At 55.9% G+C, this 24,419-nt stretch carries 19 protein-coding genes; 17 read left to right on the plus strand and 2 right to left on the minus strand.

Annotated elements, in window-relative coordinates; translation table 11 throughout:
• The first annotated feature begins 382 nt into the window (after positions 1 to 382).
• The 7 genes from J5069_RS12740 (at position 383) to maeB (ending at position 9,961) form a co-directional block, all read left to right on the plus strand.
• Positions 383 to 1,750, plus strand: a complete 1,368-nt coding sequence (locus J5069_RS12740; RefSeq protein ID WP_264644226.1) for an MFS transporter — start codon at positions 383 to 385, stop codon at positions 1,748 to 1,750.
• Between the two features lies 1 nt (position 1,751).
• Positions 1,752 to 3,512 carry a dihydroxyacetone kinase family protein gene (locus J5069_RS12745; RefSeq protein ID WP_264644227.1) on the plus strand — a complete coding sequence of 587 codons (1,761 nt, stop codon included), beginning with the start codon at positions 1,752 to 1,754 and terminating at the stop codon, positions 3,510 to 3,512.
• On the plus strand, positions 3,509 to 4,303 hold the full coding sequence (locus J5069_RS12750; RefSeq protein WP_264644228.1) for a triose-phosphate isomerase family protein: 795 nt from the start codon (positions 3,509 to 3,511) through the stop codon (positions 4,301 to 4,303). Before J5069_RS12745 ends, J5069_RS12750 begins: the two co-directional genes overlap by 4 nt.
• Before the next feature lie 25 nt (positions 4,304 to 4,328).
• Complete coding sequence (locus tag J5069_RS12755; RefSeq protein ID WP_264644229.1) at positions 4,329 to 5,144, plus strand: sugar phosphate isomerase/epimerase family protein; 816 nt, start codon at positions 4,329 to 4,331, stop codon at positions 5,142 to 5,144.
• Positions 5,145 to 5,192: 48 nt separating this feature from the next.
• Positions 5,193 to 6,050 carry a phosphogluconate dehydrogenase C-terminal domain-containing protein gene (locus J5069_RS12760; protein ID WP_264644230.1) on the plus strand — a complete coding sequence of 286 codons (858 nt, stop codon included), beginning with the start codon at positions 5,193 to 5,195 and terminating at the stop codon, positions 6,048 to 6,050.
• A 222-nt stretch (positions 6,051 to 6,272) separates the two neighbouring features.
• On the plus strand, positions 6,273 to 7,235 hold the full coding sequence (locus J5069_RS12765; protein ID WP_264644231.1) for a sugar-binding transcriptional regulator: 963 nt from the start codon (positions 6,273 to 6,275) through the stop codon (positions 7,233 to 7,235).
• 446 nt (positions 7,236 to 7,681) lie between these two features.
• Complete coding sequence (gene maeB / locus J5069_RS12770) at positions 7,682 to 9,961, plus strand: NADP-dependent oxaloacetate-decarboxylating malate dehydrogenase (protein ID WP_264644232.1); 2,280 nt, start codon at positions 7,682 to 7,684, stop codon at positions 9,959 to 9,961.
• 60 nt (positions 9,962 to 10,021) lie between these two features.
• Here maeB and J5069_RS12775 read toward each other — a convergent pair whose 3' ends face one another.
• Both J5069_RS12775 and hemF read right to left on the minus strand, forming a co-directional pair.
• Positions 10,022 to 10,492 carry a YaiI/YqxD family protein gene (locus J5069_RS12775; protein ID WP_264644233.1) on the minus strand — a complete coding sequence of 157 codons (471 nt, stop codon included), beginning with the start codon at positions 10,490 to 10,492 and terminating at the stop codon, positions 10,022 to 10,024.
• Entirely contained in the window at positions 10,489 to 11,412 is a 924-nt protein-coding gene (gene hemF / locus J5069_RS12780; protein WP_264644234.1) for an oxygen-dependent coproporphyrinogen oxidase, read from the minus strand. The genes J5069_RS12775 and hemF overlap by 4 nt, the downstream gene beginning before the upstream one ends.
• Positions 11,413 to 11,591: 179 nt before the next feature.
• Here hemF and J5069_RS12785 point away from each other — a divergent pair, with 179 nt between their 5' ends.
• The 10 genes from J5069_RS12785 (at position 11,592) to cysM (ending at position 24,418) form a co-directional block, all read left to right on the plus strand.
• Complete coding sequence (locus J5069_RS12785; RefSeq protein ID WP_264644235.1) at positions 11,592 to 12,017, plus strand: GNAT family acetyltransferase; 426 nt, start codon at positions 11,592 to 11,594, stop codon at positions 12,015 to 12,017.
• A 236-nt stretch (positions 12,018 to 12,253) separates the two neighbouring features.
• Positions 12,254 to 12,781 (plus strand): sigma-70 family RNA polymerase sigma factor, encoded by a 528-nt coding sequence (locus tag J5069_RS12790; RefSeq protein ID WP_264644236.1) that lies wholly within the window; start codon positions 12,254 to 12,256, stop codon positions 12,779 to 12,781.
• Complete coding sequence (locus J5069_RS12795) at positions 12,765 to 13,712, plus strand: FecR family protein (RefSeq protein ID WP_264644237.1); 948 nt, start codon at positions 12,765 to 12,767, stop codon at positions 13,710 to 13,712. The genes J5069_RS12790 and J5069_RS12795 overlap by 17 nt, the downstream gene beginning before the upstream one ends.
• A 150-nt stretch (positions 13,713 to 13,862) precedes the next feature.
• Positions 13,863 to 16,661, plus strand: a complete 2,799-nt coding sequence (locus J5069_RS12800) for a secretin and TonB N-terminal domain-containing protein (protein WP_264644238.1) — start codon at positions 13,863 to 13,865, stop codon at positions 16,659 to 16,661.
• A gap of 11 nt (positions 16,662 to 16,672) precedes the next feature.
• A complete protein-coding gene (locus J5069_RS12805) occupies positions 16,673 to 19,489 on the plus strand; it encodes a M16 family metallopeptidase (protein WP_264644239.1) in 2,817 nt (938 codons plus the stop codon).
• Positions 19,486 to 21,150, plus strand: a complete 1,665-nt coding sequence (locus J5069_RS12810) for an ABC transporter ATP-binding protein/permease (RefSeq protein ID WP_264644240.1) — start codon at positions 19,486 to 19,488, stop codon at positions 21,148 to 21,150. The genes J5069_RS12805 and J5069_RS12810 overlap by 4 nt, the downstream gene beginning before the upstream one ends.
• Before the next feature lie 138 nt (positions 21,151 to 21,288).
• Positions 21,289 to 21,600 (plus strand): hypothetical protein, encoded by a 312-nt coding sequence (locus tag J5069_RS12815; protein WP_264628484.1) that lies wholly within the window; start codon positions 21,289 to 21,291, stop codon positions 21,598 to 21,600.
• Positions 21,601 to 21,794: 194 nt separating this feature from the next.
• The gene (locus J5069_RS12820; protein ID WP_264644241.1) at positions 21,795 to 22,397 is read left to right on the plus strand and encodes an RpoE-regulated lipoprotein; all 603 of its coding nucleotides are present in this window, start codon (positions 21,795 to 21,797) and stop codon (positions 22,395 to 22,397) included.
• 207 nt (positions 22,398 to 22,604) lie between these two features.
• Entirely contained in the window at positions 22,605 to 23,504 is a 900-nt protein-coding gene (locus J5069_RS12825) for a Dyp-type peroxidase (protein ID WP_264644242.1), read from the plus strand.
• 32 nt (positions 23,505 to 23,536) lie between these two features.
• Positions 23,537 to 24,418, plus strand: a complete 882-nt coding sequence (gene cysM, locus J5069_RS12830; protein WP_264644243.1) for a cysteine synthase CysM — start codon at positions 23,537 to 23,539, stop codon at positions 24,416 to 24,418.
• The last annotated feature ends 1 nt before the right edge of the window (position 24,419 follow it).

Below are 24,419 nucleotides of genomic sequence, written 5' to 3' on the forward strand. Positions count from 1 at the left end.
TGACTAAAGGTCAACATAGCGCCAGATCCGGCGTTTCATGGCTAACATATACTGACCGTTTCAAATGTTCAACTGGTGATTATTTGTTTTGTGTTCGCAAGTCTTCGTGATCTTCTTTAAAAGGTGATTAAGGTCACTAATCACGCTTTTTGAGCGTTATTTTACCTTTTGTACACATATTTGGATCATGCTCACAATTTTTAAACAGAGTGGTAGGCAAAGAATCGGCGCGATCATATCGTTCATATGTTCACTGTGTGTATTATTGATTTGACTCTTTAGAGGGCATAACAATGTCTCAGACCGATACGCAAACGATAACAACGACGATAGAACACAAAGGTCACACCAGGCACTTCATCGCGAACGGCAGGGGGGCAGTATGAGCAAGATATCGGCTACACAAGCGGCGCAACAGAAAGCTGCAACGCCATCCTCCGCAGAGCAGTCCGCCATCCGCAAGATCTCCTTGCGTCTGGTGCCGTTCGTTGGATTGATGTTCTTTATTAACTTCCTCGATCGCACTGCCATTTCTTTTGCCGGCCCGAACGGTATGAATACCGATCTCGCGCTGACCGTCGCGCAGTTTGGGCTCGCTTCCGGCATTTTCTTTATTGGTTACATTCTGTTGGAAGTGCCTAGCAACCTGGCACTACACCGTTTTGGCGCGCGCAAGTGGCTGGCGCGCATCATGGTTTCCTGGGGGATTGTGTCGCTGCTGTTTACCTGGGTAAGCAGTGTGCAAGAGCTGTATATCCTGCGCTTCCTGCTGGGAATTGCCGAGGCGGGCTTCTTCCCCGGGGCCATTTTGTTCCTCAGCTTATGGGTGCCAGCGCGTTACCGCAGCAAGATTCTGGCGCTGTTTTATCTGGCACAGCCGATGACCACCGTGATCGGCGCACCGCTGGCGGCGTGGCTGATTGAACAGCATGGCCTGTTTGGTTTGTCGGGCTGGCGCGTGATGTTCCTCGGGGTATCGATTCCGGCGATTGTGGTCGGGATTATCACCTGGTTCTACCTGGTCGATCGCCCGCAGGATGCGAAGTGGCTCAATGATGAAGAGAAACGCTGGTTGGTGGGTGAGCTTGAAAGCGAGCATGCCGCCAAACAACACAGCAAACACCCCAGCGTGCGCACTGTCCTGTTCAACAAGCGCGTGTGGGTACTGTGCCTGATCTACTTCGGCTTTATTTATGGTCTGTATGCACTGGCGTTCTTCCTGCCGACCATTATCAGCGGGTTCCAACAGCAGTTTGGCACCACCTTTAACGTGTTGGAAAAAGGGTTGATTACCGCGATACCGTATCTGCCCGCCGCCATTGTGATGCACTTCTGGTCACGTGACGCGACCCGTCGTGGCTGCCGCACCTGGCACATTGCCATTCCGGCGTTGACTGGTGCCATCAGCATTCCGCTGGCGCTGTACATGGAATCACCGGCTGCCACCATCGCCGTGATTACCGTGACCGCCTGTTCCATTTTCTCTGCGTTACCTAACTTCTGGACGTTGCCTACGCAGTTCCTGACTGGGGCCTCTGCGGCGGCGGCGATTGCCCTGATCAATACCATCGGTAACGTTGCCGGGTTCTCTGCGGGGTATATCACCGGGGCGGTGCGAGGGGTTACCGGCACCTACGTTCTTCCGATGTTGATTGTCGGTGGCCTGATGCTGCTCTCCGCAATCTTGATGGTGTTATTGAGTCGTTCCGGGCAGGAATCCCAAGCCGCATCAGCCACACAGGAGCACTGATATGACCTATTTGTTTAACCAGCCGTCTGATTTTGCACGTGAATTAACGGAAGGTTTTGTTGCGGCGCACAGCGACAAGGTGCGTCAGGTGCCGGGTGGCGTGGTCAGAAGTACCCGCAGCCCTGAAGGCAGTGTCGCCATCGTGGTCGGCGGCGGTTCTGGACACTACCCGGCGTTTGCCGGGTTGGTTGGGCAAGGTTTGGCACACGGTGCGGCGATGGGCAACCTGTTTGCTTCGCCGTCTGCGCAGCAAATCTGCTCCGTGGCGCGTGCGGCGCATAACGGCGGCGGTGTGCTGCTGACATTCGGCAACTACGCGGGAGATGTGCTCCACTTTGGTCAGGCGAAAGCACGGCTGAATGCCGAAGGGATCCCGTGCGAGCTGCTGGCGGTGACCGATGATATCTCCAGCGCACCGCCGGAGGAGTGGCAAAAACGTCGCGGTGTGGCGGGCGATCTGGCGGTGTTCAAGGCGGCGGCAGCTGCGGCGGAAGCGGGATACGATCTGGCGGCGGTACTGGCGGTGGCTGAGCGTGCCAACCAGCGCACACGCTCTTTCGGTGTTGCTTTTTCTGGCTGCACCTTACCCGGTGCCGATCACCCTTTGTTTACCGTGCCGGAAGGCATGATGGGTGTCGGGATGGGGATCCACGGCGAACCGGGTATCCACGATGCACCGATTTCCAGTGCGGATGAGCTGGCCGAACTGTTGGTCGATGCGCTGTTAAAAGAGGTGCCGCAGGCGGTGAGCGCACTGTCCGGGCAGCGCCTCAGCGTGGTGCTCAATGGGCTGGGTGGTGTGAAATATGAAGAACTGTTTGTGGTCTATCGCCGCGTTGCCCAACAGCTGACGGCGCAAGGACTCACCATCGTTGAACCGGAGGTGGGAGAACTGGTGACCAGCTTTGATATGGCTGGACTTTCTCTCACCCTGTTCTGGCTGGATGAAGAGCTGGAGCGCTTCTGGCGTGCACCGGCCAATACGCCCGCATTTCGTAAAGGCAGCATGACGGTCGCAGAACCCCGCGAGGAGTGCGAATTTAACGTCGAGCAGGACAGCATTCCTGAAGCAACCCCGGCATCGCGTGAGGCAGCGCAGTGTGTTGCCGCTGCTTTGGTGGCGGCGCGTGATGTTGTTGTGGCAAATGTCGATGAACTGGGCCGCATTGATGCCGTGGCGGGCGATGGCGATCACGGTATCGGCATGGAACGCGGCGTGGAGGCGGCGGCGGAAACTGCCGCCAGCATGCTGGAGAGGCAGGCGGGCGCTGGTACCTTATTACAGCGTGCCGCGGATGCCTGGGCCGATCGGGCGGGGGGAACATCAGGCGCCATTTGGGGCGTAGCGCTTAATGCGCTGGGCACTGCGCTGGGCGACAGCGCAAAACCGGATGGCGCTCGCGTTGCTCTCGGCATTCGTCAGGCAGCAGAAGGCATTATGCATTTTGGTAAGGCGAAAGCGGGTGACAAAACGCTGGTTGATGCCCTTCTGCCTTTCAGTGATGCGTTGACGCAACGTGTCAACGCCGGGGAAGCGTTGCCACAAGCCTGGTTGAAAGCCGCGCAGGTGGCACAACAGGCGGCGGATGCCACTGCGCAACTGCGTCCAAAAATTGGTCGTGCGCGTCCTTTGGCAGAAAAAAGTCTGGGTACACCGGATGCGGGCGCGATTTCGCTGGCAATGATTCTGAATGCGGTTGCCGCCGTGCTGAATCAGGGCCATGCCGAGCACGCTGCGGTACAGGAGACACAAGCACAATGAGCCAATCGGGGAGTCACGAACGCGTTATCACGCTGGGTGTCAGCCTGAAAATGTATTTCGGCTACCAGCAAACCGTGGACTGGTGCCAGCGCATCCACGCTATTGTGCTGCGCCATCCGCTGGCGTCGGTGGCACAGGTCAGATTGTTTGTGTTGCCAACCTTTCCTGCGTTGGCCCCTGCGGTCTCTCTTTTTGCTGATTCTGCCGTTGATGTCGGAGCGCAAGACCTGCACTGGGCGGATAACGGCGCCTTCACCGGGGAAGTCAGCGGCACGCTGTTGCACGAAATGGGGTGCCGCTATGTAGAAGTCGGGCATGCGGAACGGCGTCGCTATTTTGGTGAAACCGATGAGCATATTGCCCTTAAAACAGCAGCCGCCTGGCGTAACGGGCTCACTCCCGTGCTCTGTGTTGGCGAAGAGCAGCGCGGCAGCGTGCAGCAGGCGATAGCGATTTGTCAGGCACAGCTCACCAGCGCGCTCAACCGCGCGCAGCAACAGCAGTTAACGGGGCATATTGTTGTCGCTTATGAGCCTCAATGGGCGATTGGCAGTGCAGAACCCGCACCCACCGAAGCTATCAGCCTGGTCTGTGAGGCGTTGAAACAGCAGTTATTTAGCGCGACAGGCGTGCGCGACGGCAGAGTAATTTACGGCGGCAGCGCCGGACCAGGGCTACTGAGTCAGCTTGGACCTGCGGTTGATGGCCTGTTTTTAGGGCGTTTCGCCCACGATCCTGCGGCGTTCAACGCCATTATGGATGAAGCGCTGGCGCTGTGCCCACAGCAGTAAAAATACGCAGAAAGGAGAAATTACCGTGGCTATTGGTTTAAGCACTTACGCTTTTTTCTGGCGCATGTCCTCCCGCGTTCCTGACCCGATGGGGCTGGAGGCGATGCTGGATCACACGGCAGAATCGGGCGCGACGGTGTTTCAGATTTGTGATTACACGCCGGTGGAAACACTGTCATCCGCTGAGTTGGAAAAGCTGCGTCAGCGTGCCGAGGATTTATCCATTCAACTGGAGCTCGGAACGCGTGGGCTGGAGACAGCGCATTTAACGCGTTACTTGACACTGGCTCAGGCTCTGGATGTCCGTTTTATTCGCACCATGTTTAACAGCGTGACGCATCAACCCACACCGGATGAAGCGCGCGAACTGCTGCGGATCATTGTGCCGCAGGCAGAACAGCAGGGCGTTCAGTTCGGGCTGGAAACTTACGAGCAGGTAAAAACCCGCACCCTGCTGGAGGTGGTTGATGCTATCGATAGCCCGGCGTTGGGCATTTGTCTCGATCCGGGCAACTGCGTGGCCGCGTTGGAGCATCCGTGTGACGTTATCGACATGACGGCGCGGCGCGTGGTGAACCTGCACATCAAGGATTTTGCCTTTGCGCGCCAGAATGGCTGGGTTGGGTTTACTTATTCCGGTAGCCAGCTCGGCACCGGGCTGCTCGACTACGATCACCTGCAAAAAGCGGTTCGTCCTAATGAGCGACATATCAATCAGGTGGTTGAGCACTGGCTGCCGTGGCAATCCTCGCCGGAAGAGACCTGCCGTCAGGAAGAAGCCTGGACCACACAAAGCCTGAACTTTCTTTTTGCCCGCAATCCGCAGGCGGGGCAGCGATAACCTTTTTTATTGAACGAAAATGCATTCCAAATCCGAGGAGTAACCATCATGACAACAGAATTAAAAACGATTACGGTACTGGGCGCTGGTGGCAAAATGGGCATGCGTATCTCTGCCAATTTCCAGAAAAGCGCCTATCAGGTGTTTTACTGTGAGAATTCGCCGCGCGCGCAGGAGCAGGTGATTGCCGCAGGGCGTGAGCTGGCGGTGGCTGAACTGGTTATTCCTGACAGTGACGTGGTGATCCTTGCGGTCCCTGATATTGCACTTAAAGTGGTTTCCGCGCAGGTGGTGCCGCAAATGAAACGCGGCGCGATTCTGTTAACGCTCGACCCGGCTGCGGCTTACGCCAATCTGATCGCCAAACGCGATGATATCGATTACGCGGTCGCACACCCCTGTCACCCTTCGGTCTTCCTCGACCGTTTCACGCCTGAAGAACATGCCGATGCGTTTGGCGGCGTGGCTGCACCTCAGCACGTTGCCGCTTCCTATGAAGCAGGCAGCGATCGGCAGAAAGCCGTGTTGGCCGAGGTGGTGAAAGTCATGTATGGCCCGGTGATTGACGTGCACTGGGTGACGGTCAAACAGTTGGCCTATCTGGAACCGACGCTGGTTGAAACCGTGGCCTGTATGGTGGGCACGCTAATGAAAGAAGCGCTGGATGAAACCGTCAATACTATCGGCGTGCCGAAAGCGGCGGCGGAAGCGATGCTCTATGGCCACATTCAAATCGCGCTGGCGGTGGCGTTCCGCAGCACCAACCCGTTCTCGGATGCTTGCATGATCGCCATCGAGTACGGCAAAGAAAACATTATCAAGCCGGACTGGAAAAAGATCTTCGATCAGAAGGAGCTCGATCTGGTGATCGCCAGAATGCTGAAGATTGATGCCATTGAGCGCTAATGCCTGTCGCGCATAAATGATGCGGAACTGCCGCAAGCCCGTTTACGCGGGTTTGCGGCATCACTGTTTTTAGGCAATGACGCGACTATCATCAGGAGATTGGTTGCCGGAGTTGAGCCCTGACTTGCGGCGTGCAACAATTGTTAATGATGATCGGCTTTTGCCGACAGGGCCGCGTCTGCCCAGGCACGCTTACCCTTTGCGTAAGGAAAATATTACCGAATGGAAAAACAATCAGGATCTCAGGATAACGAACTACTGACGGAAATCGCCGTGGCGTATTACCAGGACGAGATTACCCAGGAGGAGATCGCGAAGAAATTCGGCATTTCGCGCATCAAAGTAGGGCGTTTGCTGAAGCGTGCTAAAGAAGAGGGTATTGTCGAGATCAACGTTCGCTATCACCCGGTGTTCAGCACCCGGTTGGAGCAGCAACTGCTGGAACGTTTTCCCATCAAACGCGCGCTGATCGCGCTCGATCACCCCGATGAAGAAGAACAACGGCGTCAGGTGGCGGCATTGGTTTCCAACCATCTGGCGGTGACGCTAAAAGATGGTACGGTGGTTGCGGTCGGGCAAGGGCGCAACGTGTCCGGCGTCGCAGATCACGTAGGAAACATCACTGAGCGCCACTGTAAGTTTATCTGCGGGATTGGCGGTACGCACCGTCCCGGCGATGCGATCAACGCCGATCATATCAGTCGTCGTCTGGCGAAGAAATTTGGCGGCAGCAGTGAAACGCTTTACGCCCCGGCCTACGTGGAAAACCGCGCGCTCAAACAGGCGTTTATGCAGAACGGCACCATCAAGGAAACGCTGGATCGCGCCCGCAAGGCGGATATTGCGCTGGTGGGCATTGGCGACATGAATGAAAACAGCTACATGGTAAAACTGGGCTGGTTCACGCCGCAGGAAATTGTTGATGCCAGCCTTAACCAAGGCGTCATTGGCGATATTGCCGGCTACGACTTTTTTAACGCGCAGGGGCAGCACATCGATACCGTGATGCACGACAGGGTGATAGGCGTCAGCATCGAAGAGCTGCGCAACATTCCCTGCGTTATCGCCATTGCTTCAGAAAACACCAAAGCGCTGGCGATATTGGGCGCGTTGCGCACCGGTGCTATCGATATTATCGCCACCAGCGCCTCGAACATCCGCACCATCCTCAATATGACCCAATAAGGTACTTTCTTCTGCCGGACAGCATCGCTTCGCTGTCCGGTATCTGGATGATTTATCATCACTTCTCGTTGGTTTTTACGTCCGTTTTTTGCCCGCAGGTTAGCAATACGTTATCCAGTTCGCGATAACGTGACATTATGCGCAAAAAACAAGCAGATAAATTAACTATATTAACCTGCATTCACTATCGGTTTTTGCCATGCTTCACGGCTATCTCCCCTAAATAATTCGAGTTGCAGGAAGGCGGCAAGAGAGGGAATCCCGATGAGCTTACTCAAGTAAGTGATTCGGGTGAGCGAGCGCAGCCAACGCACCTGCAACTTGAAGTATGACGGGGATACAAGCAGTAATGATTGAACTTCTTACGGCGTTCACCTCTCCTTGTCTGCCTGGGATAGACTCGCCGCCCTACGTCACGACAACAAAAGCCTATAAGGGATGCAACAATGGATGAACAACTCAAACAGAGCGCATTGGATTTTCACCAATATCCGGTGCCGGGGAAGATTCAGGTGTCCCCGACCAAACCGCTAGCGACCCAACGCGATTTGGCGTTGGCCTACTCTCCGGGCGTTGCTGCACCTTGTCTTGAAATCGCCGAAGATCCGCTGGCTGCCTACAAATACACTGCACGCGGTAATCTGGTGGCGGTGATCTCCAACGGAACGGCGGTGCTCGGCCTTGGTAACATTGGTGCGTTGGCTGGCAAGCCGGTGATGGAAGGCAAGGGCGTGCTGTTTAAAAAATTCTCCGGCGTCGATGTGTTCGATATCGAAGTGGACGAACTGGACCCGGATAAACTGATCGACGTGATTGCCGCGCTGGAGCCCACCTTTGGCGGCATCAACCTGGAAGATATCAAAGCGCCGGAGTGCTTCTATATCGAGAAGAAACTGCGTGAACGCATGAAGATTCCGGTGTTCCATGACGATCAGCATGGCACGGCGATCATCTGTACTGCGGCGGTGTTGAACGGCCTGCGCGTGGTGGAAAAAAACATCTCTGACGTGCGTCTGGTGGTGTCCGGTGCAGGCGCTGCCTCCATTGCCTGCCTGAATTTGCTGGTGGCGCTGGGGCTGAAAAAACACAACATCGTGGTGTGTGACTCACGCGGCGTGATCTACAAAGGTCGTGACGCCAACATGGAAGAGAATAAGGCGATTTACGCGGTGGAAGACACCGGTGCGCGCAAACTGGGTGACGTGATCCCGAATGCCGATATCTTTCTGGGCTGTTCCGGTCCCGGCGTATTGACGCCGGACATGGTGAAAACCATGGCACCGCGCCCGCTGATCATGGCGTTGGCAAACCCAGAACCGGAGATCCTGCCGCCGTTAGCCAAAGCGGTGCGCCCGGACGCCATTATCTGTACCGGACGTTCTGACTACCCGAATCAGGTTAATAACGTGCTGTGCTTCCCATTTATTTTCCGTGGCGCACTGGATGTGGGCGCAACCACCATCAATGAAGAGATGAAGCTGGCGTGCGTGAAAGCCATTGCTGATTTGGCGCTGGCGGAGCAGAGCGAAGTGGTGGCCTCGGCGTATGGCGATCAGGAGTTGTCATTTGGCCCTGAATACCTGATCCCGAAACCTTTCGATCCGCGCTTAATTATCAAGATTGCGCCGGCGGTGGCAAAAGCGGCGATGGATTCAGGCGTAGCGACGCGCCCTATTGCCGACTTTGACGCTTATATCGAGAAGTTGACCCAGTTTGTTTATAAAACCAACCTGTTTATGAAGCCGATATTCTCTCAGGCGCGCCAGCAGCCGAAACGCGTGGTGTTTGCCGAAGGGGAAGATCCGCGCGTGTTGCACGCCACGCAAGAATTGGTGACGCTGGGGCTGGCTTTCCCCATTCTGATCGGTCGCCCCGGCGTTATCGAAAAGCGCCTGCAAAAGCTCGGCTTGCAAATCACTATCGGTAAAGATTTCGAGGTGGTGAACAATGAATCCGACCCGCGCTTCAAGGAATACTGGTCTGAATATTATGCGTTGATGAAACGTCGTGGCGTCTCGCAGGAAACCGCGCAGCGCGAAGTGATCCGCAACCCGACGGTGATTGCCGCCATCATGGTGCAACGCGGTGAAGCGGATGCGATGATTTGCGGCACCATCGGCACCTATGAAGAACATTTCGAGGTGGTCGAGAAGGTGCTGGGTTACCGCGATGGCGTACACGTGGCGGGAGCCATGAATGCCTTGCTGCTGCCGAGCGGCAATACCTTTATTGCCGACACCTATGTCAACCCCGATCCTACGCCGGAGCAACTGGCGGAAATCACCCTGATGGCCGCGCACACCGTGCGTCGTTTCGGTATTGAGCCGAAAGTCGCGCTGTTGTCGCACTCCAACTTTGGCACCTCGAACTCGCCGACTGCCCGCAAAATGCGTGAAGCGCTGGCGTTGATCAATAAGCTGGCACCGGAGCTGGAAGTGGATGGTGAGATGCACGGCGATGCCGCGCTGGTGGAGTCGATTCGCCGTGAGCAGATGCCGGACAGCCCGTTAAAGGGCTCTGCCAATATTCTCATCATGCCGAACATGGAAGCGGCGCGTATCAGCTATAACCTGCTGCGCGTTTCCTCGTCTGAAGGGGTGACGGTCGGACCGGTGCTGATGGGCGTTGCCAAACCGGTGCACATCCTGACGCCGATAGCCTCGGTACGGCGTATCGTCAACATGGTGGCGCTGGCTGTGGTGGAAGCGCAGACCCAACCGCTGTAAATCGATTTGTGCGCTGTACAGCAAACAGCCCGGCATGCCGGGCTGTTTTTTATCAGGGAATTAACGCCGTTGGCGTAGCCACTTATCCAACTCATTGGCAAAGCGCTGGCGATCTTTCTGATTGAGTGCATCCGGTCCACCGGTTTGCACACCGCTGGCGCGCAGCGTATCCATAAAATCGCGCATGGTCAGCCGTTCGCGGATGGTGGCGGGCGTGTAGGTTTCACCGCGCGGGTTAAGCGCCACGGCGTTTTTTTCCAACACTTCGGCTGCCAGCGGAATATCGGCGGTAATCACCAAATCCCCGGCATTGACGCGTTTCACGATTTCGTTATCCGCCACGTCAAACCCGGCGGCAACGCGCACTGATGAGATATAACGTGACGGCGGCGTGCGCAGTGACTGATTGGCGACCAGCACAACACGGGTTTGTGTGCGATCGGCCGCGCGATACAGCACCTCTTTTATCACGTTGGGACAGGCGTCAGCATCAACCCAAATCTGCGGTTCTGCGTGGGTATTTTCGCTCATGCAAGCTCCTTCGCTAACCACTCTTTTACCGGCAAAAAATCGCGGTAAAGTGCGGCTTCCGGGCTGTCCGGCTCCGGTTGGTATTGGTATTCCCAACGCGCCAGCGGCGGCATCGACATCAGGATGGATTCGGTGCGCCCACCGCTTTGCAGGCCAAACAGCGTGCCGCGATCCCACACCAGATTAAACTCCACGTAGCGCCCGCGGCGGTAGAGCTGAAACTGGCGTTCGCGCTCTCCCCAGGGCAATGCAGCACGCCGCGCAACGATTGGCAGGTAGGCGTCGAGAAAACCGTTGCCGACGGCGCGCATAAACGCAAAGCTGGTGGTGAAATCCGGCGTATTCAAGTCATCGAAAAACAGCCCGCCGACACCGCGCGCCTCGTTACGGTGCTTGAGAAAAAAGTAATCATCGCACCATTTTTTGTAACGCGGATAAACGTCGTCACCAAACGGCTGGCAAAGGTCGTGCGCGGTTTTGTGCCAGTGTACGACGTCTTCGGTGAAGCCGTAGAACGGGGTGAGATCGAACCCACCGCCAAACCACCATACCGGCGCTTCACCCTCTTTTTCTGCAACGAAAAAGCGCACGTTGGCGTGGCTGGTGGGCACATACGGGTTTAACGGATGGATAACCAGCGAAACTCCCATGGCCTGAAAGCGGCGTCCGGCAAGCTCGGGCCGGTGCGCGCTGGCCGAAGGGGGCAGCGTAGCGCCCATCACGTGAGAGAAGTTGACGCCCGCCTGTTCGAACACCGCGCCCTGGGTCAGCACCCGGCTGCGCCCGCCGCCGCCAGCGGCGTGTTGCCAGCACTCCTCATTAAAGTCGTTCTTGCCATCTGTGGCGGCAAGGTGCTGACACAGGGTGTCTTGCAGCGTCAGTAAAAAGGACTTTACCGCGGAAATATCAGGCTGACTCATGACGGTGTTAGCAAATCCATTATAACAAAGGGGCTACCAGTATAGCCTGTCACAACGGCAAGGTGTTGGCTTTCCTGCTGCCGAAGGGGCGCGATGGGGGGATGGCAGCAAATTGATATTGCGTCTGCGCGAGATCACGCGATAATCAGATTTTCCTTAGCGATCAACGGGGGGATCCCATGGAAATCCGCGTATTCAGACAAGATGACTTTGAAGAAGTGATTACCCTATGGGAACGTTGCGATCTGCTGCGCCCCTGGAACGATCCGGAAATGGATATCGAGCGTAAAGTGAATCACGATGCCTCCCTGTTTTTGGTGGCCGAAGTGAGCGGCGAAATCGTGGGTTCGGTGATGGGCGGGTATGACGGCCATCGCGGATCGGCCTACTATCTGGGCGTCCATCCGGATTTTCGCGGGCGTGGCATCGCTAACGCGTTGATTAGTCGCCTGGAGAAAAAGCTGATCGCACGCGGTTGCCCCAAAATCCACCTGATGGTGCGGCAGGACAATGACACGGTGATCGGCATGTATGAGAAGCTGAACTACGATATTGTGGATTCTGTGACGCTGGGGAAACGTCTCATCGAAGATCAAGAATACTAACGCCTATACCCGTCATACTTCAAGTTGCAGGTGCGTTGGCTTTCCTCGCTCACCCCAGTCACATACTTGAGTATGCTCCTGGGGATTCACTGCGTCGCCGCCTTCCTGCAACTCGAATTATTTAGGGTGTATTGTCTGTTTTTTGGCTTGTTGTTTAAAAACTGTTGCGTCGTCTGATTCGCTTAGATGATAATGAGTATCAATTAATCTTTGCGGTATTTTTATTGCCATCAACTATGACGCAGCTAACGACATTCTGGAGCGTATTTTACCACTCCCATCAGGGATGGCTGCGCGGATGGCTCAGTAAAAAAACCGGTTGCCGCCATCTGGCGGAGGATCTCACCCACGATACTTTCCTCAAACTGCTGACCCTGGCGGAGCCGGAAGCCATCCGTAATCCGCGCGCTTATCTGATGGTCACTGCCAACCATGTAATGATCGACCAGTTCCGTAAACGCAAACTGGAAGAGGATGCACTGGCAGCGCTGGCGCAATTGGCGGAGGGGGCAGAGGAGCAGTCAGCCGAACAGCGTGTGGCAATCAGCCAGTTGGTGGCAACCGCGCTGCATATCCTCAATGAAGAGCTGGATGAAAAAGTGCAGCGTGCGTTCATCATGGCGCGCGTTGAAGGCCATTGCTACCGCGATATCGCCGTTACGTTGGGCGTGAGCGAAAGCAGCGTCAAACAGTATCTGGCAAAAGCCATGATCCATTTCCACACCCGCATCTTCAGTCTGGAAAGTGATGAACCAGAAAGCTGAGTTAGCCCATATCCAGCAGCAGGCCGCTGAGTGGCTCATCCGCTTTTCTGAACCCGAGGAAGACCAGGCTGCGGATGCCGCACGTGCTGCCGAATGGCAGCGCTGGTGCGAACAGGATGCGCGTCATGAGCGGGTGTATCGCCAGATGCAGCAACTCTGGTCCAGCGCGGCGCTGACACCGGCCACCACGCAGCGAAAGGTACGCCCGCAACGTTTCCTCTCTTTGGCCTTGGTGCTGGGGTTGGTGGGCGTGCTTGCCAGCCAACTGCCTTATCGCTACTGGTTGGCGGATCAACGCACGGCAATCGGCGAGATCCGTCGCCTGACGCTGGATGATGGCAGCGTGCTGACGTTAAACACTGACTCTGCGGTGAATCTGCGCTTTGATAGCCGACAACGCACGGTGGAACTGGTGCAAGGGGAAGCCTACGCACAGGTGGCAAAAGATCCTGGCGGGCGACCCTTTGTGATTCGCAGCCTACAGGCTTCCGCTCAAGCGTTGGGCACGCGCTACAGCGTGCGTGAAGTGGGAGAGGAAACCCGGGTGCATGTGGAAGAGTCTCGCGTTCGCGTCACTGCACAGGGCGATCCTGCGGTCAGCGTTGATCTGAGCGCGGGTCAACGGGTCAGCCTCACGCAATATGCGTTGCTGGATGAGGTGCAGGACGGCGTGGCGGAAGCCGGTTGGCTGCACAACCAATTGGTGTTTGAAAATGCGCCTTTGAGCGCGGTGATCGATGAGTTAAGTCGCTATCACCGTGGCGTTATCTATCAGGATCCACGCGATCGACGTATGCTGGATAAACTGCGTTTTACCGGCGTCTTGCCGCTGGATGATACCGGCCGCGCCCTCTCATTACTCAGTCATTCTCTCCCGCTTTCCTATCGGCAGCCTGTCGATGCGGTGGTATTGATCGGCAGCAAGAAATAACGCGTAAAAATAACTCACATAAAATCAAATTCTTATTAAAAAATGAGAATGATTATCAAAATTATTTTCGTTTTGCTCTGCCCGATTTTTGCTGCCTGACGTCATCGTCAGTAGAAATCAAAAATAGCAGCAGGCAGGGAACTCGTATTCATGTCCATTTTTATCACGCAGCAGGGGAAGTTTTGGCCGCAGGCCGTTTTGACTGTGGCATTAAGCACGGGAGTGGCGCAGGCCGCCACGGTCAGCGCGGTTCAGTTGCCCGCGCAGCCCTTGGAAAAATCGCTGATGCAGTTGGCACGGCAAACTGGCGTTAACTTTGGCGTAGACAGCCAACTGGTAGCGGGCAAACAGGCGCAGGCGTTGAACGGTCGCTACAGCGTGGAACAGGCGCTGGAAGCGCTGCTGCGCGGCAACAACCTGTACGCGGAGCCGACCGATGACGGCAAAGGATTTATTATTCGTCCGCTGGCGCAGGTGAACACCACGCCTGTACAGGATGACGCCGTGCCGTCTGCCGCTGCGGGGGCTAACCGGGGTGACGTTATTACGGTGCAGGCGCAGGTAACGCCAGGACCGATGGAGATCGGTAGCCAGCAGTTGACGGCGGAAGATATCGTAAAAAAGCCGGTAGCGAACGGTAATATTACTGAGCTGCTGCGTACCAACCCGAATGTGCAGTTTTCGGAATCGTCGCGCAACAGTCAGACGCCAGGGGAATTAGCGCCGGACGTGGTCTCCTTCCACGGCGAAAAATTCTATAACAACAATTTTATGATCGATGGCTTATCCAACAACGATCGCCTTAACCCCGGTGTGAACGTGGGTAAGGTTGATGGTACAGCCAATGGTAACGCTGCTGTTGATTTCCCTTCTGGTCACCCGGAAGCGTTTTGGGTGGATACCAGTCTGATTGAATCGCTGTCAGTCTATGACAGCAATGTTTCCGCGAAATATGGTCAGTTCACCGGCGGTGTGGTTGATGCGAAGCTAAAGCGTCCTTCATTTACCGAGGCGTCAGGTTCTCTTGGCTACCGCACAACGCGCTCCGCATGGACCAAATACCATGTGCGAGAAGGAGAGGCCGAACAGTTTAATTCTGCTACCGCGTTGAATAAACAACCTAAATTTACCAAAGATTTTTATAACCTGATGGTCAGCCAGCCGTTGGCTGACAATGCAGCATTAATGTTTGCCTACGTGCGTAAAGAGTCAGATATTCCCTTTTATCACAGATACATGGGCAAATGGGAAGACCAACAACGTTCGTCAGAGAACTACCTGCTGCGTGGTGCGTGGGATGTGAATGAGCGCAACCAACTCACCATGACGGTTCAGTATTCGCCCCATACTTCCAGTTTTGTTCGTTCCGATATCAAAAACGGCAACTTTACCAACGAGGGCGGCGGCACCGCGACCAATTTGGTATGGGATAACCACAATGCCTTCGGCAAGGTATCCACCAAGTTAGCCTGGAAGCAGAACGAAAACACCATTACCAACAAAGAGCAGCACTTCTATTACTGGTATAAAACGCCCAGCATCGACTGGGTGTCTGGCTTCACAGGCACGGCGGCGCAGGAAGGGGGCTATGGCACCATCAAAACGGCGCAAGAAGGTTGGACCTTAAAGCAGGATTGGGAACTGAAAGCGTTCTCGACGCTGGGGATACAGCATCGGGTTGATGTGGGATACGGTGCTGAGATCGCATCGGCGAAATACCAGCGTGATAGCGCCAGTTATGGTTTTCTCAGTTCTAAGCGAACAACGTCGGTGAACTGTGCGGGAGACACGGCCTGCATCAGTGGTGAACAGTACCACTACAAGCGCAATGTGTACGATGTCTCCAATGTTGATGTCTCCACCAATACCTATGAAGCTTATTTGCAAGATACCTTGATGTTTCACCGCCTCACCGTGGTGCCGGGTGTTCGGGTCGACTATGACGACTATATGAAAAACACCAATATTTCTCCGCGGTTGAGCGCTAGCTATGACCTGTGGGGCGATCGTTCCACAGAAGTGTTCGGCGGTGCCAACCGTTACTATGCAGGCAATGTGTTGGCCTATAAGCTGCGTTCTGCCCGTAAACTCGGTTACACCGAATGCCGTGCCGAACACGTCAATGCCAACGGCTCCTGTAGCTCTACGGGGGCTGCGACGGTAGATAATATTCCTGGCGAGTGGGTGTACGATAAAGCGTTAAATGAAGTGAACTACAACTACACCTCGTTAAGAACCCCTTACAGCGACGAACTGACTTTAGGTTTCCAACAGCGCATCTATGACACGGTATGGACGCTGAAGTGGGTGGGTCGTGAAGGGAAAGATCAGTTTGCCTCAGAAAAAGCCCCGGGCAGTAAGACCTACTCTCTGACCAACAAAGGTAAAATGGACTCTGATACCTATAGCCTGGTGGTTAGGCCTATCGCCCCTATTGAGTGGCATTCCGTGTTGTTCAGTTGGAGTGCTGGCGGAAGTATCCAAAAATCCAACTCGTCCAATACCGCCTATGATGATGTGGTGGATGTTGATAAGCGCATAATTTACAAAGGTAAGTTTATGCGTGCTATCGACCGCCCTGCTGATGACTTTAACCGCCCTTGGGTCACCTTCGTTGAACTGAATACCGAGATTCCCGCATGGCGTCTGGACTGGACACAGCGCCTTAACTATGTGGGAAGCTATAAAGAGGTCACCACCAGTGGCAGCCTGATCTGTGCCGGTCAACCTGTTTGTGAAGGGTATGACGGCCCTGTCGACATCTATACCGAAAAGCAGGCTGGCACCAACCTGAACCTCGACTGGCGCGTCACCTATACCCAACCGCTGGGCAAGCAGAATGTCAAAGTCGGCGTAGACGTGATGAACGTACTTAACCGCGCCAACAGAACCGGCTCCAACTACGGCCTCGGTCGTCAGTTCTGGCTTGATGTGACCTATTCCTGGTAAGAAGAAAAATAATGAAAAGTACAGTGAGCTATTGGCTGGCGGGCGCGATTTTTTTCAGCGCCGCCCTTTCGGCGGCAGAGATAAAAAGTCCGCTGCCGCACATTACCACCGGCACGTTGCCGAACGGACTGCACTACACGCTGGTGCCGCTGGAAGGCCAGAAACAGCGCGTCGATATCCGGCTGGCGGTGGAAGCCGGATCGGTGGATGAAACTGATGCGCAATCCGGCGTGGCGCATATGGTTGAGCACATGGTGTTCCGCGCCAGCGACGCGTACCCGAGCGGCGTGGCGAACATGCTGCACCAGAAGGGGTGGATTCGCGCTCAGCATTACAATGCCATGACCAACTATGAACGCACCCAATACATGATGAGCCCGCCCGCTGGCAAGCGCGATCTGCCGCTGGCGCTGGCGGCGTTGAGCCAAATGGTCGGGCACGCCAGCCTGCTGCAAAGCGATCTGGACGATGAGCGCAAAATTATTCTGGAGGAGTGGCGCGGTAAGCTGGGCGTCGCCGAGCGTATGAATCAGCAGCGGGTTCAGGCGATACGCCAGGGGTCGCGCTATCCCGATCGCCCAGTGATCGGTACGCAAGCGACCATCACCACCATGCCCGCCACCCAGTTGCAGGACTTCTATCAGCGCTGGTATCACCCTTCCAATATGCGCCTGATGGTGATTGGCGATATCGTTCCGCAAGAGGTGGTTGCGGAGATCGCCCGCCAGTTTGGCGCGTTGCCTAGCGCGACGCTTCCTACTCGCAACTACTACGAACCGCAGCTGAAAAAACAGCTAAACGTGGTGCGCTTGCAGGACAGCGAGAGCGGTGCCAGCCAGATTGCCTTTGTGTTTCGTCTCAACGATCCGCAGAGTAAAAAGATCGGTGAGGAAGGCATGCGTCACCGCTTGCTGGATCAGCTCGCCACCAACGCGTTGCAGCGTCAATTGCGCCGCCAAAGCGAGCACCTGCCGGACAGCGTGAACAGTCTGGTGGTGCGTAAGTCGGATATTGGCAAAACCACCGTCGCAGTTGGCTTTTTTGCCGATGTGATCCCCGGTGAGCATCAGGCCGCATTGCCGGTGCTGCTGCAAGAGATCGAACGCGTGAAGCGCTATCCGCTTAGCGAGCGCGACATTGTCGAGCTTAAAAACGATATCCGGCAAGCCGCCAATCGCATGGCTGACAATGTGGAATCACGCGAGTTTGCCGATTGGGTTCAGCAACTCTCGGTGGGCTGGCTGCAAAGTAAACCCTATGTCAGCACGCAGCAGATTGGCCGTGATGCCCTGACGCTGCTGCCGACCATCACGCCGCAAGACGTGAATCGTCATTTACAGCGTTGGCTGGATGCGCCCGATACGCTGGTGCAATTCAGCGTGCCTGGCGATGGGCCGTTTACCTTACCGACGGCAACGGCGGTAACCGTTGAGCAGCAAAAGGCCCGAGCGGTTAAGCTTGCGCCTGCGCCACTGCCGTTAGCGAAAATGGTACCGGAACTGCCTGCTGTCACCACAGCGGGTAAACGCACGGCGGTGCAGCATTTCCCGCAGCAGCAGGTGGAGCAATGGCAGCTTGCTAACGGCGATCGCGTGGTGTACCTGCGTACACCGCTGGCGCGCGACAAGTTTTACCTGTCGGCCTACAGCAATGCCGGGTTTATGGCGAAATCGCTCAACCCGTGGCAGGCGCAAATTGCCAGCCAGATTGTGGCGCAGAGTGGTCCTCTGGGCTGGCGTGCGGAGAATTTGCGCGACTGGAAACAAGCGCAAGCGGTGTCGTTCAATGTCAGCCAAAGCGCGGATGAGTTGCAGATTACCGGTCTGGCTACCCTTAAACAGGCGCAGTCGCTGTTCCAGCTTTATCATGCAATGAACACGCAGGCGGGTGTTGACGCCAGCGTTATGAAAGACAGTCTGGCATCGCTGATGCGCCAGCGCGCCAACCGCAGCCAGTCTGCGGGCGATCTTCGTCAGCGGGAAGTGACGCGTCTGCGCTTTGGGCAATCCGCGTATCAGGAACCGACTCAGGCGCAGTTGCGTGGGGTGACCGCGCCGATGTTGCTAAACCAATGGCAACAGACAGTGAGTGCGCCAGTGACCTATTACCTGATGGCGAACCAACCGGCGGAGACGTTCTTGCCGTTGGTGGAACGTTATCTGGCATCATTGCCGCGCACTAGCCAACCTGCCGTCACGCCGCATCTGGCACTGGCTGGCACGCGCGAATCCACCGTGGCGTTGAATATCGAACCGCGCTCAGAAGTGCGGGCCTGGAGTTACACCGAACAACCCTGGACGCCACAGGCGGCAGTACAAGTCAGCATTGCACGCAATCTGGCGAACAAGTATCTGAAAAACAGCCTGCGCGATGAGGCGCTGGGTATTTACCGCATGCGCCTCGACAGCGAACTGGCAGACAACGCCCAGCGCATCGAGACCGAGATAAGCTTTACCGCTTCTCCTGAACGGGGCCATGAGCTGTGGCAGCGTGCCGAACAGGTGCTGGCGAACTTGCCGCAGTTGATTACCGCTGAAGATGTTGAACAGCAGCGCCAGCAGTTTATCCGCGCAGAGCAAGGGCGTCACAACGATTTCACCACCCAGCAGCGGCGCTTGATATTGAGCGATCGCCACTATGGCGATCCGCGTTATTTGAGCGAAGTGGCAAACCTTGCACAGGCGGTGACGTTAGACGGGGTGCGTGCGATGGCAGGCAAACTGCTCAATCCGGCTAACCGGGTGCTGCTGCTGTCATTGCCGCGTGAAGACGCGGTAACGCCGGACAGCGCCGCAGACAGCGCGTTGCCAGGAGATGCCGCCCTATGAGCGCATTGTGGGAACTGTGCCGCCCCTTCTGGGGCGGATGGCGCAGTTGGCGCGCCTGGTCGCTGCTGGCCGTTGCCGTAGCCATGGGCTTTGGTATTGTCTATCTCAACGTGCAGATCAACGAATGGAGCCGGGTATTTTACGACACGCTCGGCACCTACGACAGCAGCAAGCTGTTCGGCTTGATGAAAGAGTACAGCGTCTACATCCTGCTCTATATCGGTATTTTTGTGTATCAGGACTGGTTTACCAGCTTGCTGGTGATCCGCTGGCGTAGCGCCTTGACCAAGCAGTTTGTTGATAGCTGGCTGGCACAGCGCACCTTTTATCGCATGTCGTTAACCGGGAAAATCGACAACCCAGATCAGCGTATCGCCGAAGATATCAATCTGTTCACCGATAAGCTGGTCAGCATGGTGGTGGCATTTATCATCAATGCGGGTCGACTATCGTCGTTTATGGTCATTCTCTGGCAGCTCTCTGGCGTGCAGCGTTTTACCCTGTTTGGCCGTGAGTGGGCGATCTCCGGCTATCTGGTGTGGGTGGTGATTATCTACACCGTGCTGGGCACCTTGATTACTCACGTGGTGGGGAAAAAGTTGCACGGCATCAGCTATGCTCGGCAGCGCTCCGAAGCAGATTTTCGTGCCGCGCTGTTGCGCAAGCATGATAATGCGGAGCAGATCGCGCTTTATGGCGGCGAAGCGCAGGAAAAAACCTATCTGGCGCGCCATTTTAGCGAGGTCGCCCACAGTTGGCGTCAACTGATGGACGCGAAGCGTAATATGGGCTTCTTCACCTCCGGCTATATGCGTGTCAGCCTGATTGTGCCTATTTTTGCCGCGCTGCCTGCCTTTTTATCGAAAACGGTAACGCTCGGCGGCTTGATGCAGATCCGCAGCGCGTTTGCTCAGGTGCACGGCGCGCTTAGCTGGTTTATTCACATGTACGTGGAGATAACCATCCTCTCCGCCAGCATCCAGCGTTTAATCCAGTTCAAGCAGGAAATTGATCGCCACCAGCCGCAGCAGGCGGCACCGGACGTGGGCGAATGCCTGAGTATCGAGAATCTGTCGTTTGCTACACCGCAGGGCACCCCGCTATTAAACGATGTGGCGCTGCACTGTGCGCCAGGAAGCTGGAGCAAACTTTCCGGGCCGAGTGGATTGGGGAAATCGACGCTGCTGCGTACCTTGAACGGGCTGTGGCCCTACTATCACGGGCAGTGGCAAGCTCAGGCGGGTCGCACGCTGCTGTTGCCTCAGAAGAGCTATCTGGGCCAGGGGACGCTGGCGGAGGTGCTGTGTTATCCGCACCCGCCGCTTAAGGATATCAGCACAATGCAGCACACCCTGGAGCAGGTTGGCCTCGGTGAGTGGTGCGATCGTTTGGCCGAACGGCATAACTGGGATCGCATCTTTTCCGGTGGCGAACAGCAGCGGCTGGCCTTCGCGCGCGCGTTGATCGCTAAACCGGATACGCTCTATCTGGATGAAGCTACCAGCAGTCTCGATCACGCTGCGGCGCGTGCGTTGCTGAGTGAACTCAAACAGGCACTGCCGGGTTGTACCGTGATCGCCATTACCCACCAGCGTGAGCTGGACGATTTGTTCCCGCATCACCATGACCTTACGGTGTTTCGCTCGGCGACGGCGGGATAACGCCATCAACCAGAGGGAAGGCCGTTCAGGCCTTCCTTCGAAAGTCATGTCTCGATGGTCAATGTGCAGGCAATTATTCCTTTCTGTGGCGCGTCGCTTCGGTTACGTTATCTGCATCACGTTTGCTGGAGCAGAGAAATGATCGTAAGAACTTGGCACGGATGCGTTCCCGTTGTGCATGCAGCGGGATTTGCCGCACACCTTGATGTCACAGGCATTCAACATTCCCAACGCATACCGGGCAATCTGGGGGCAGCGGTAAAAAGGGTTACGCAAGGCGATTGGGAGCATTTCTTTCTCGCCACCTATTGGCAGGATATTGAGGCAGTAAAAGCGTTTGCGGGCGAAGACTATCATGTCGCCGTCACCTATCCTGACGATGAACAGTTTGGCCTGTTGTCCGATCCTTATGTTTTCCAGCATGAGGTTGAGTCTGCCTTGCCGCTGTAACAAGGCTGCATACACACTGGCGGGCGAGCCCGCCGTGTCGCCAACGCCTCAGGCAACGCACTTCCCCTCACCGTGAGAATCAACGATAATCTTGCCCTCTTGTACGGCACTTTTCTCTGGCCTGATACTCAAACCCTCACGCAGACGATCGTGGGGTGGCGCAGGTGCCGCTCACTGTTAAAGGAATTTATGTTATGAGGTTTCGCTCCGTTCAGTTGGTTGTTCCCTGTGTGCTGGCCGCCGCTTTATTGACGGGATGTAGCGCGCTCTCCAACTTTTCCTGGTCCAGCCTGTCGCCGTTCAACTGGTTTGGCAGCAAAATAGAGGTGTCGGATGCCGGCGTTGGCGGACTTAACGGCGGTACGCCGCTGGCACAAGAACCGATCAATCAGGCGCTGAACGGTAACTACCGTTTGCGCAGCGGCATGGGCACCACTAACGGCCAGATCACGGCGTTCTATCAGGCGCTGGATGGCAATGATATCAAGCTGGTGATTAGCGGTAAGCCTAAAGCGCAGGTCAATCGCGTTGAAGTGATGGATGCGAAGATTGCCAGCGTATGGGGAGTGAAAATTGGGGATGCGTTCAGCGCCCATTACAGCAAGGCCTTCGAGGTCTGCCAGCTTGCTCAAGGGGATGATGCCGGCAGCGTAGAGTGCGTTGAATCGCAGAGCAAGCACGTCAGCTATCTTTACTCTGGCGACTGGAGCGGCCCGGAAGGCTTAATGCCTTCTGATGATATTCTGCAATCCTGGCACGTCAGCAAAATCATCTGGCACGCAACAGCGCGTGGCTGATTTCATCGTCCCGTCCTTTCTTAAACCACCCCTCTTTGGCTTGGCGCGGTAACGCGCCAACGTTTTAGCGTTTCCCTGTCAGGGTTTATTTTCGTCCTTTGTTTTTGAACAAAGCACATTGCCGTGAATGCGGTATGATGAGCGCCTTAGGCCACGTAGTGCCAAAAAACGATAAAAGCAGATAATTAAAACATGAGGAAGCCAGAAGTGACGCAGATACAGAGCGGAATTTTGCTTGAGCACCGTCGTTTTGCCATTTTTATTGAAGCCATGATTCAGGGCGAGTTTGATGCTATCCGCCAAGGATGCAAAAAGTTTTGCCAGTCGCTGCAAGAGTTGCAGGCGCGTTTTCCCGATGCTGGGCTGGGGGCGACGCTGGCGTTTGGTCATGATGTCTGGCGCGATCTTGATTGCGCACAAGGGGCTGCTGAGTTGAAACCTTTTGCACCATTGGGCAAAGGGCTGGCTCCGGCGACGCAGCGCGATCTGTTGCTGCACATTCAATCTTTGCGTCACGATGTCAATTTCAGCCTGGCTCAGGCAGCATTGGCGGCGTTTGGTTCCGCGATCCGCGTTGAAGAAGAGACGCACGGTTTTCGTTGGGTCGAAGATCGCGATCTGAGCGGGTTTGTCGACGGCACAGAGAACCCGCAGGGCGATGCGCGGCGCGACGTGGCGATTATCGCCGACCAGCAACCGGATGCGGGCGGCAGCTATGTGTTTGTGCAACGCTGGGAACATAATCTCAAGCAGTTGCAGCGCTTTAGCGTGGAGCAGCAGGAGCAGATGATCGGCCGCACCAAGCAGGACAACGAAGAGATCCCGGCAGAACAGCGTCCGACCACCTCGCACCTGAGCCGGGTTGATCTTAAGGAAGAGGGCAAAGGGCTGAAAATTTTGCGCCAGAGCATGCCTTATGGCACGGCCAGCGGCAAACATGGTCTTTACTTTATTGCCTATTGCGCGCGCTTGCATAATATTGAACAGCAATTACTGAGCATGTTTGGCGATCGCGACGGCAAACGTGACGAGATGCTGCGCTTCACGCGCGCCGTTAGCGGCAGCTATTTCTTCGCCCCTTCGCTGGAAAAACTGCTCGCGTTGTAACATTTTCGTGTTGAGTAGGTAGGGGAGACGCGTTGAGTACGCTGGATAACACAATTGGCAATACGCCGCTCATCAAGCTGCAAAGGCTGACGCAGGATACTGATAGTGAGGTCTGGCTTAAGCTGGAAGGCAACAATCCGGCTGGCTCGGTGAAAGATCGCCCGGTGCGTTTTATGGTGGAGCAGGCCGAACGGCGCGGCGAAATCATCCCCGGCGATCGGCTGATTGAGGCCACCAGCGGCAATACCGGCATTGCACTGGCGATGATTGCTGCGGTGAAAGGGTATCGTCTGCGGCTGTTGATGCCGGAGAACATGAGTCGTGAACGGCAACTGGCGATGCGCGCCTATGGGGCAGAGCTAGTGCTGGTCAGTCCTGAGTGTGGCATGGAAGGCGCACGCGATCTGGCGCGCCAGATGGCAGAATCCGGGGAGGGCAAGGTACTCGACCAGTTCAACAATCCGGATAACGCGCTGGCACATTTTATCACCACGGGACCGGAAATCTGGCAGCAAACGCAAGGCGCGCTCACCCATTTTGTCTCTGCGATGGGCACCACCGGCACGCTCTCTGGCGTCAGCCGCTTCCTGAAACAGCAACGCCCATCCATCTGCACCGTCGGTTTGCAACCTGCGTCGGGAAGTCATATTCCCGGTATTCGCCGTTGGACACCGGGATACGAGCCGGGAATTTTCCAGCCCCAGTATGTTGACCGTGTGATGGATATTACCCAACAACAGGCGGAAACCACGCTGCGGCGCCTGGCGCAGGAAGAAGGTATTTTCTGCGGCGTCAGTTCCGGCGGTGCGGTGGCGGGAGCACTGCGTGTGGCGCAGGAAAATCCCGGTAGCACGATCGTCGCGATTGTCTGCGATCGTGGCGATCGTTACTTGTCCACCGGCGTATTTGGCTAAC

The organism is Candidatus Symbiopectobacterium sp. NZEC127 (assembly GCF_025962675.1).
Lineage (GTDB): Bacteria > Pseudomonadota > Gammaproteobacteria > Enterobacterales > Enterobacteriaceae > Symbiopectobacterium.

Excerpts from the sequence above, each read along its gene's own strand:
- J5069_RS12740 (WP_264644226.1), top strand. The coding sequence starts at position 383 with ATGAGCAAGATATCGGCTACACAAGCGGCGCAACAGAAAGCTGCAACG.
- J5069_RS12745 (WP_264644227.1), top strand. The coding sequence starts at position 1,752 with ATGACCTATTTGTTTAACCAGCCGTCTGATTTTGCACGTGAATTAACG.
- J5069_RS12750 (WP_264644228.1), top strand. The coding sequence starts at position 3,509 with ATGAGCCAATCGGGGAGTCACGAACGCGTTATCACGCTGGGTGTCAGC.
- J5069_RS12760 (WP_264644230.1), top strand. The coding sequence starts at position 5,193 with ATGACAACAGAATTAAAAACGATTACGGTACTGGGCGCTGGTGGCAAA.
- J5069_RS12765 (WP_264644231.1), top strand. The coding sequence starts at position 6,273 with ATGGAAAAACAATCAGGATCTCAGGATAACGAACTACTGACGGAAATC.
- maeB (WP_264644232.1), top strand. The coding sequence starts at position 7,682 with ATGGATGAACAACTCAAACAGAGCGCATTGGATTTTCACCAATATCCG.
- J5069_RS12775 (WP_264644233.1), bottom strand. The coding sequence starts at position 10,492 with ATGAGCGAAAATACCCACGCAGAACCGCAGATTTGGGTTGATGCTGAC.
- hemF (WP_264644234.1), bottom strand. The coding sequence starts at position 11,412 with ATGAGTCAGCCTGATATTTCCGCGGTAAAGTCCTTTTTACTGACGCTG.
- J5069_RS12785 (WP_264644235.1), top strand. The coding sequence starts at position 11,592 with ATGGAAATCCGCGTATTCAGACAAGATGACTTTGAAGAAGTGATTACC.
- J5069_RS12790 (WP_264644236.1), top strand. The coding sequence starts at position 12,254 with ATGACGCAGCTAACGACATTCTGGAGCGTATTTTACCACTCCCATCAG.
- J5069_RS12795 (WP_264644237.1), top strand. The coding sequence starts at position 12,765 with ATGAACCAGAAAGCTGAGTTAGCCCATATCCAGCAGCAGGCCGCTGAG.
- J5069_RS12800 (WP_264644238.1), top strand. The coding sequence starts at position 13,863 with ATGTCCATTTTTATCACGCAGCAGGGGAAGTTTTGGCCGCAGGCCGTT.
- J5069_RS12805 (WP_264644239.1), top strand. The coding sequence starts at position 16,673 with ATGAAAAGTACAGTGAGCTATTGGCTGGCGGGCGCGATTTTTTTCAGC.
- J5069_RS12810 (WP_264644240.1), top strand. The coding sequence starts at position 19,486 with ATGAGCGCATTGTGGGAACTGTGCCGCCCCTTCTGGGGCGGATGGCGC.
- J5069_RS12815 (WP_264628484.1), top strand. The coding sequence starts at position 21,289 with ATGATCGTAAGAACTTGGCACGGATGCGTTCCCGTTGTGCATGCAGCG.
- J5069_RS12820 (WP_264644241.1), top strand. The coding sequence starts at position 21,795 with ATGAGGTTTCGCTCCGTTCAGTTGGTTGTTCCCTGTGTGCTGGCCGCC.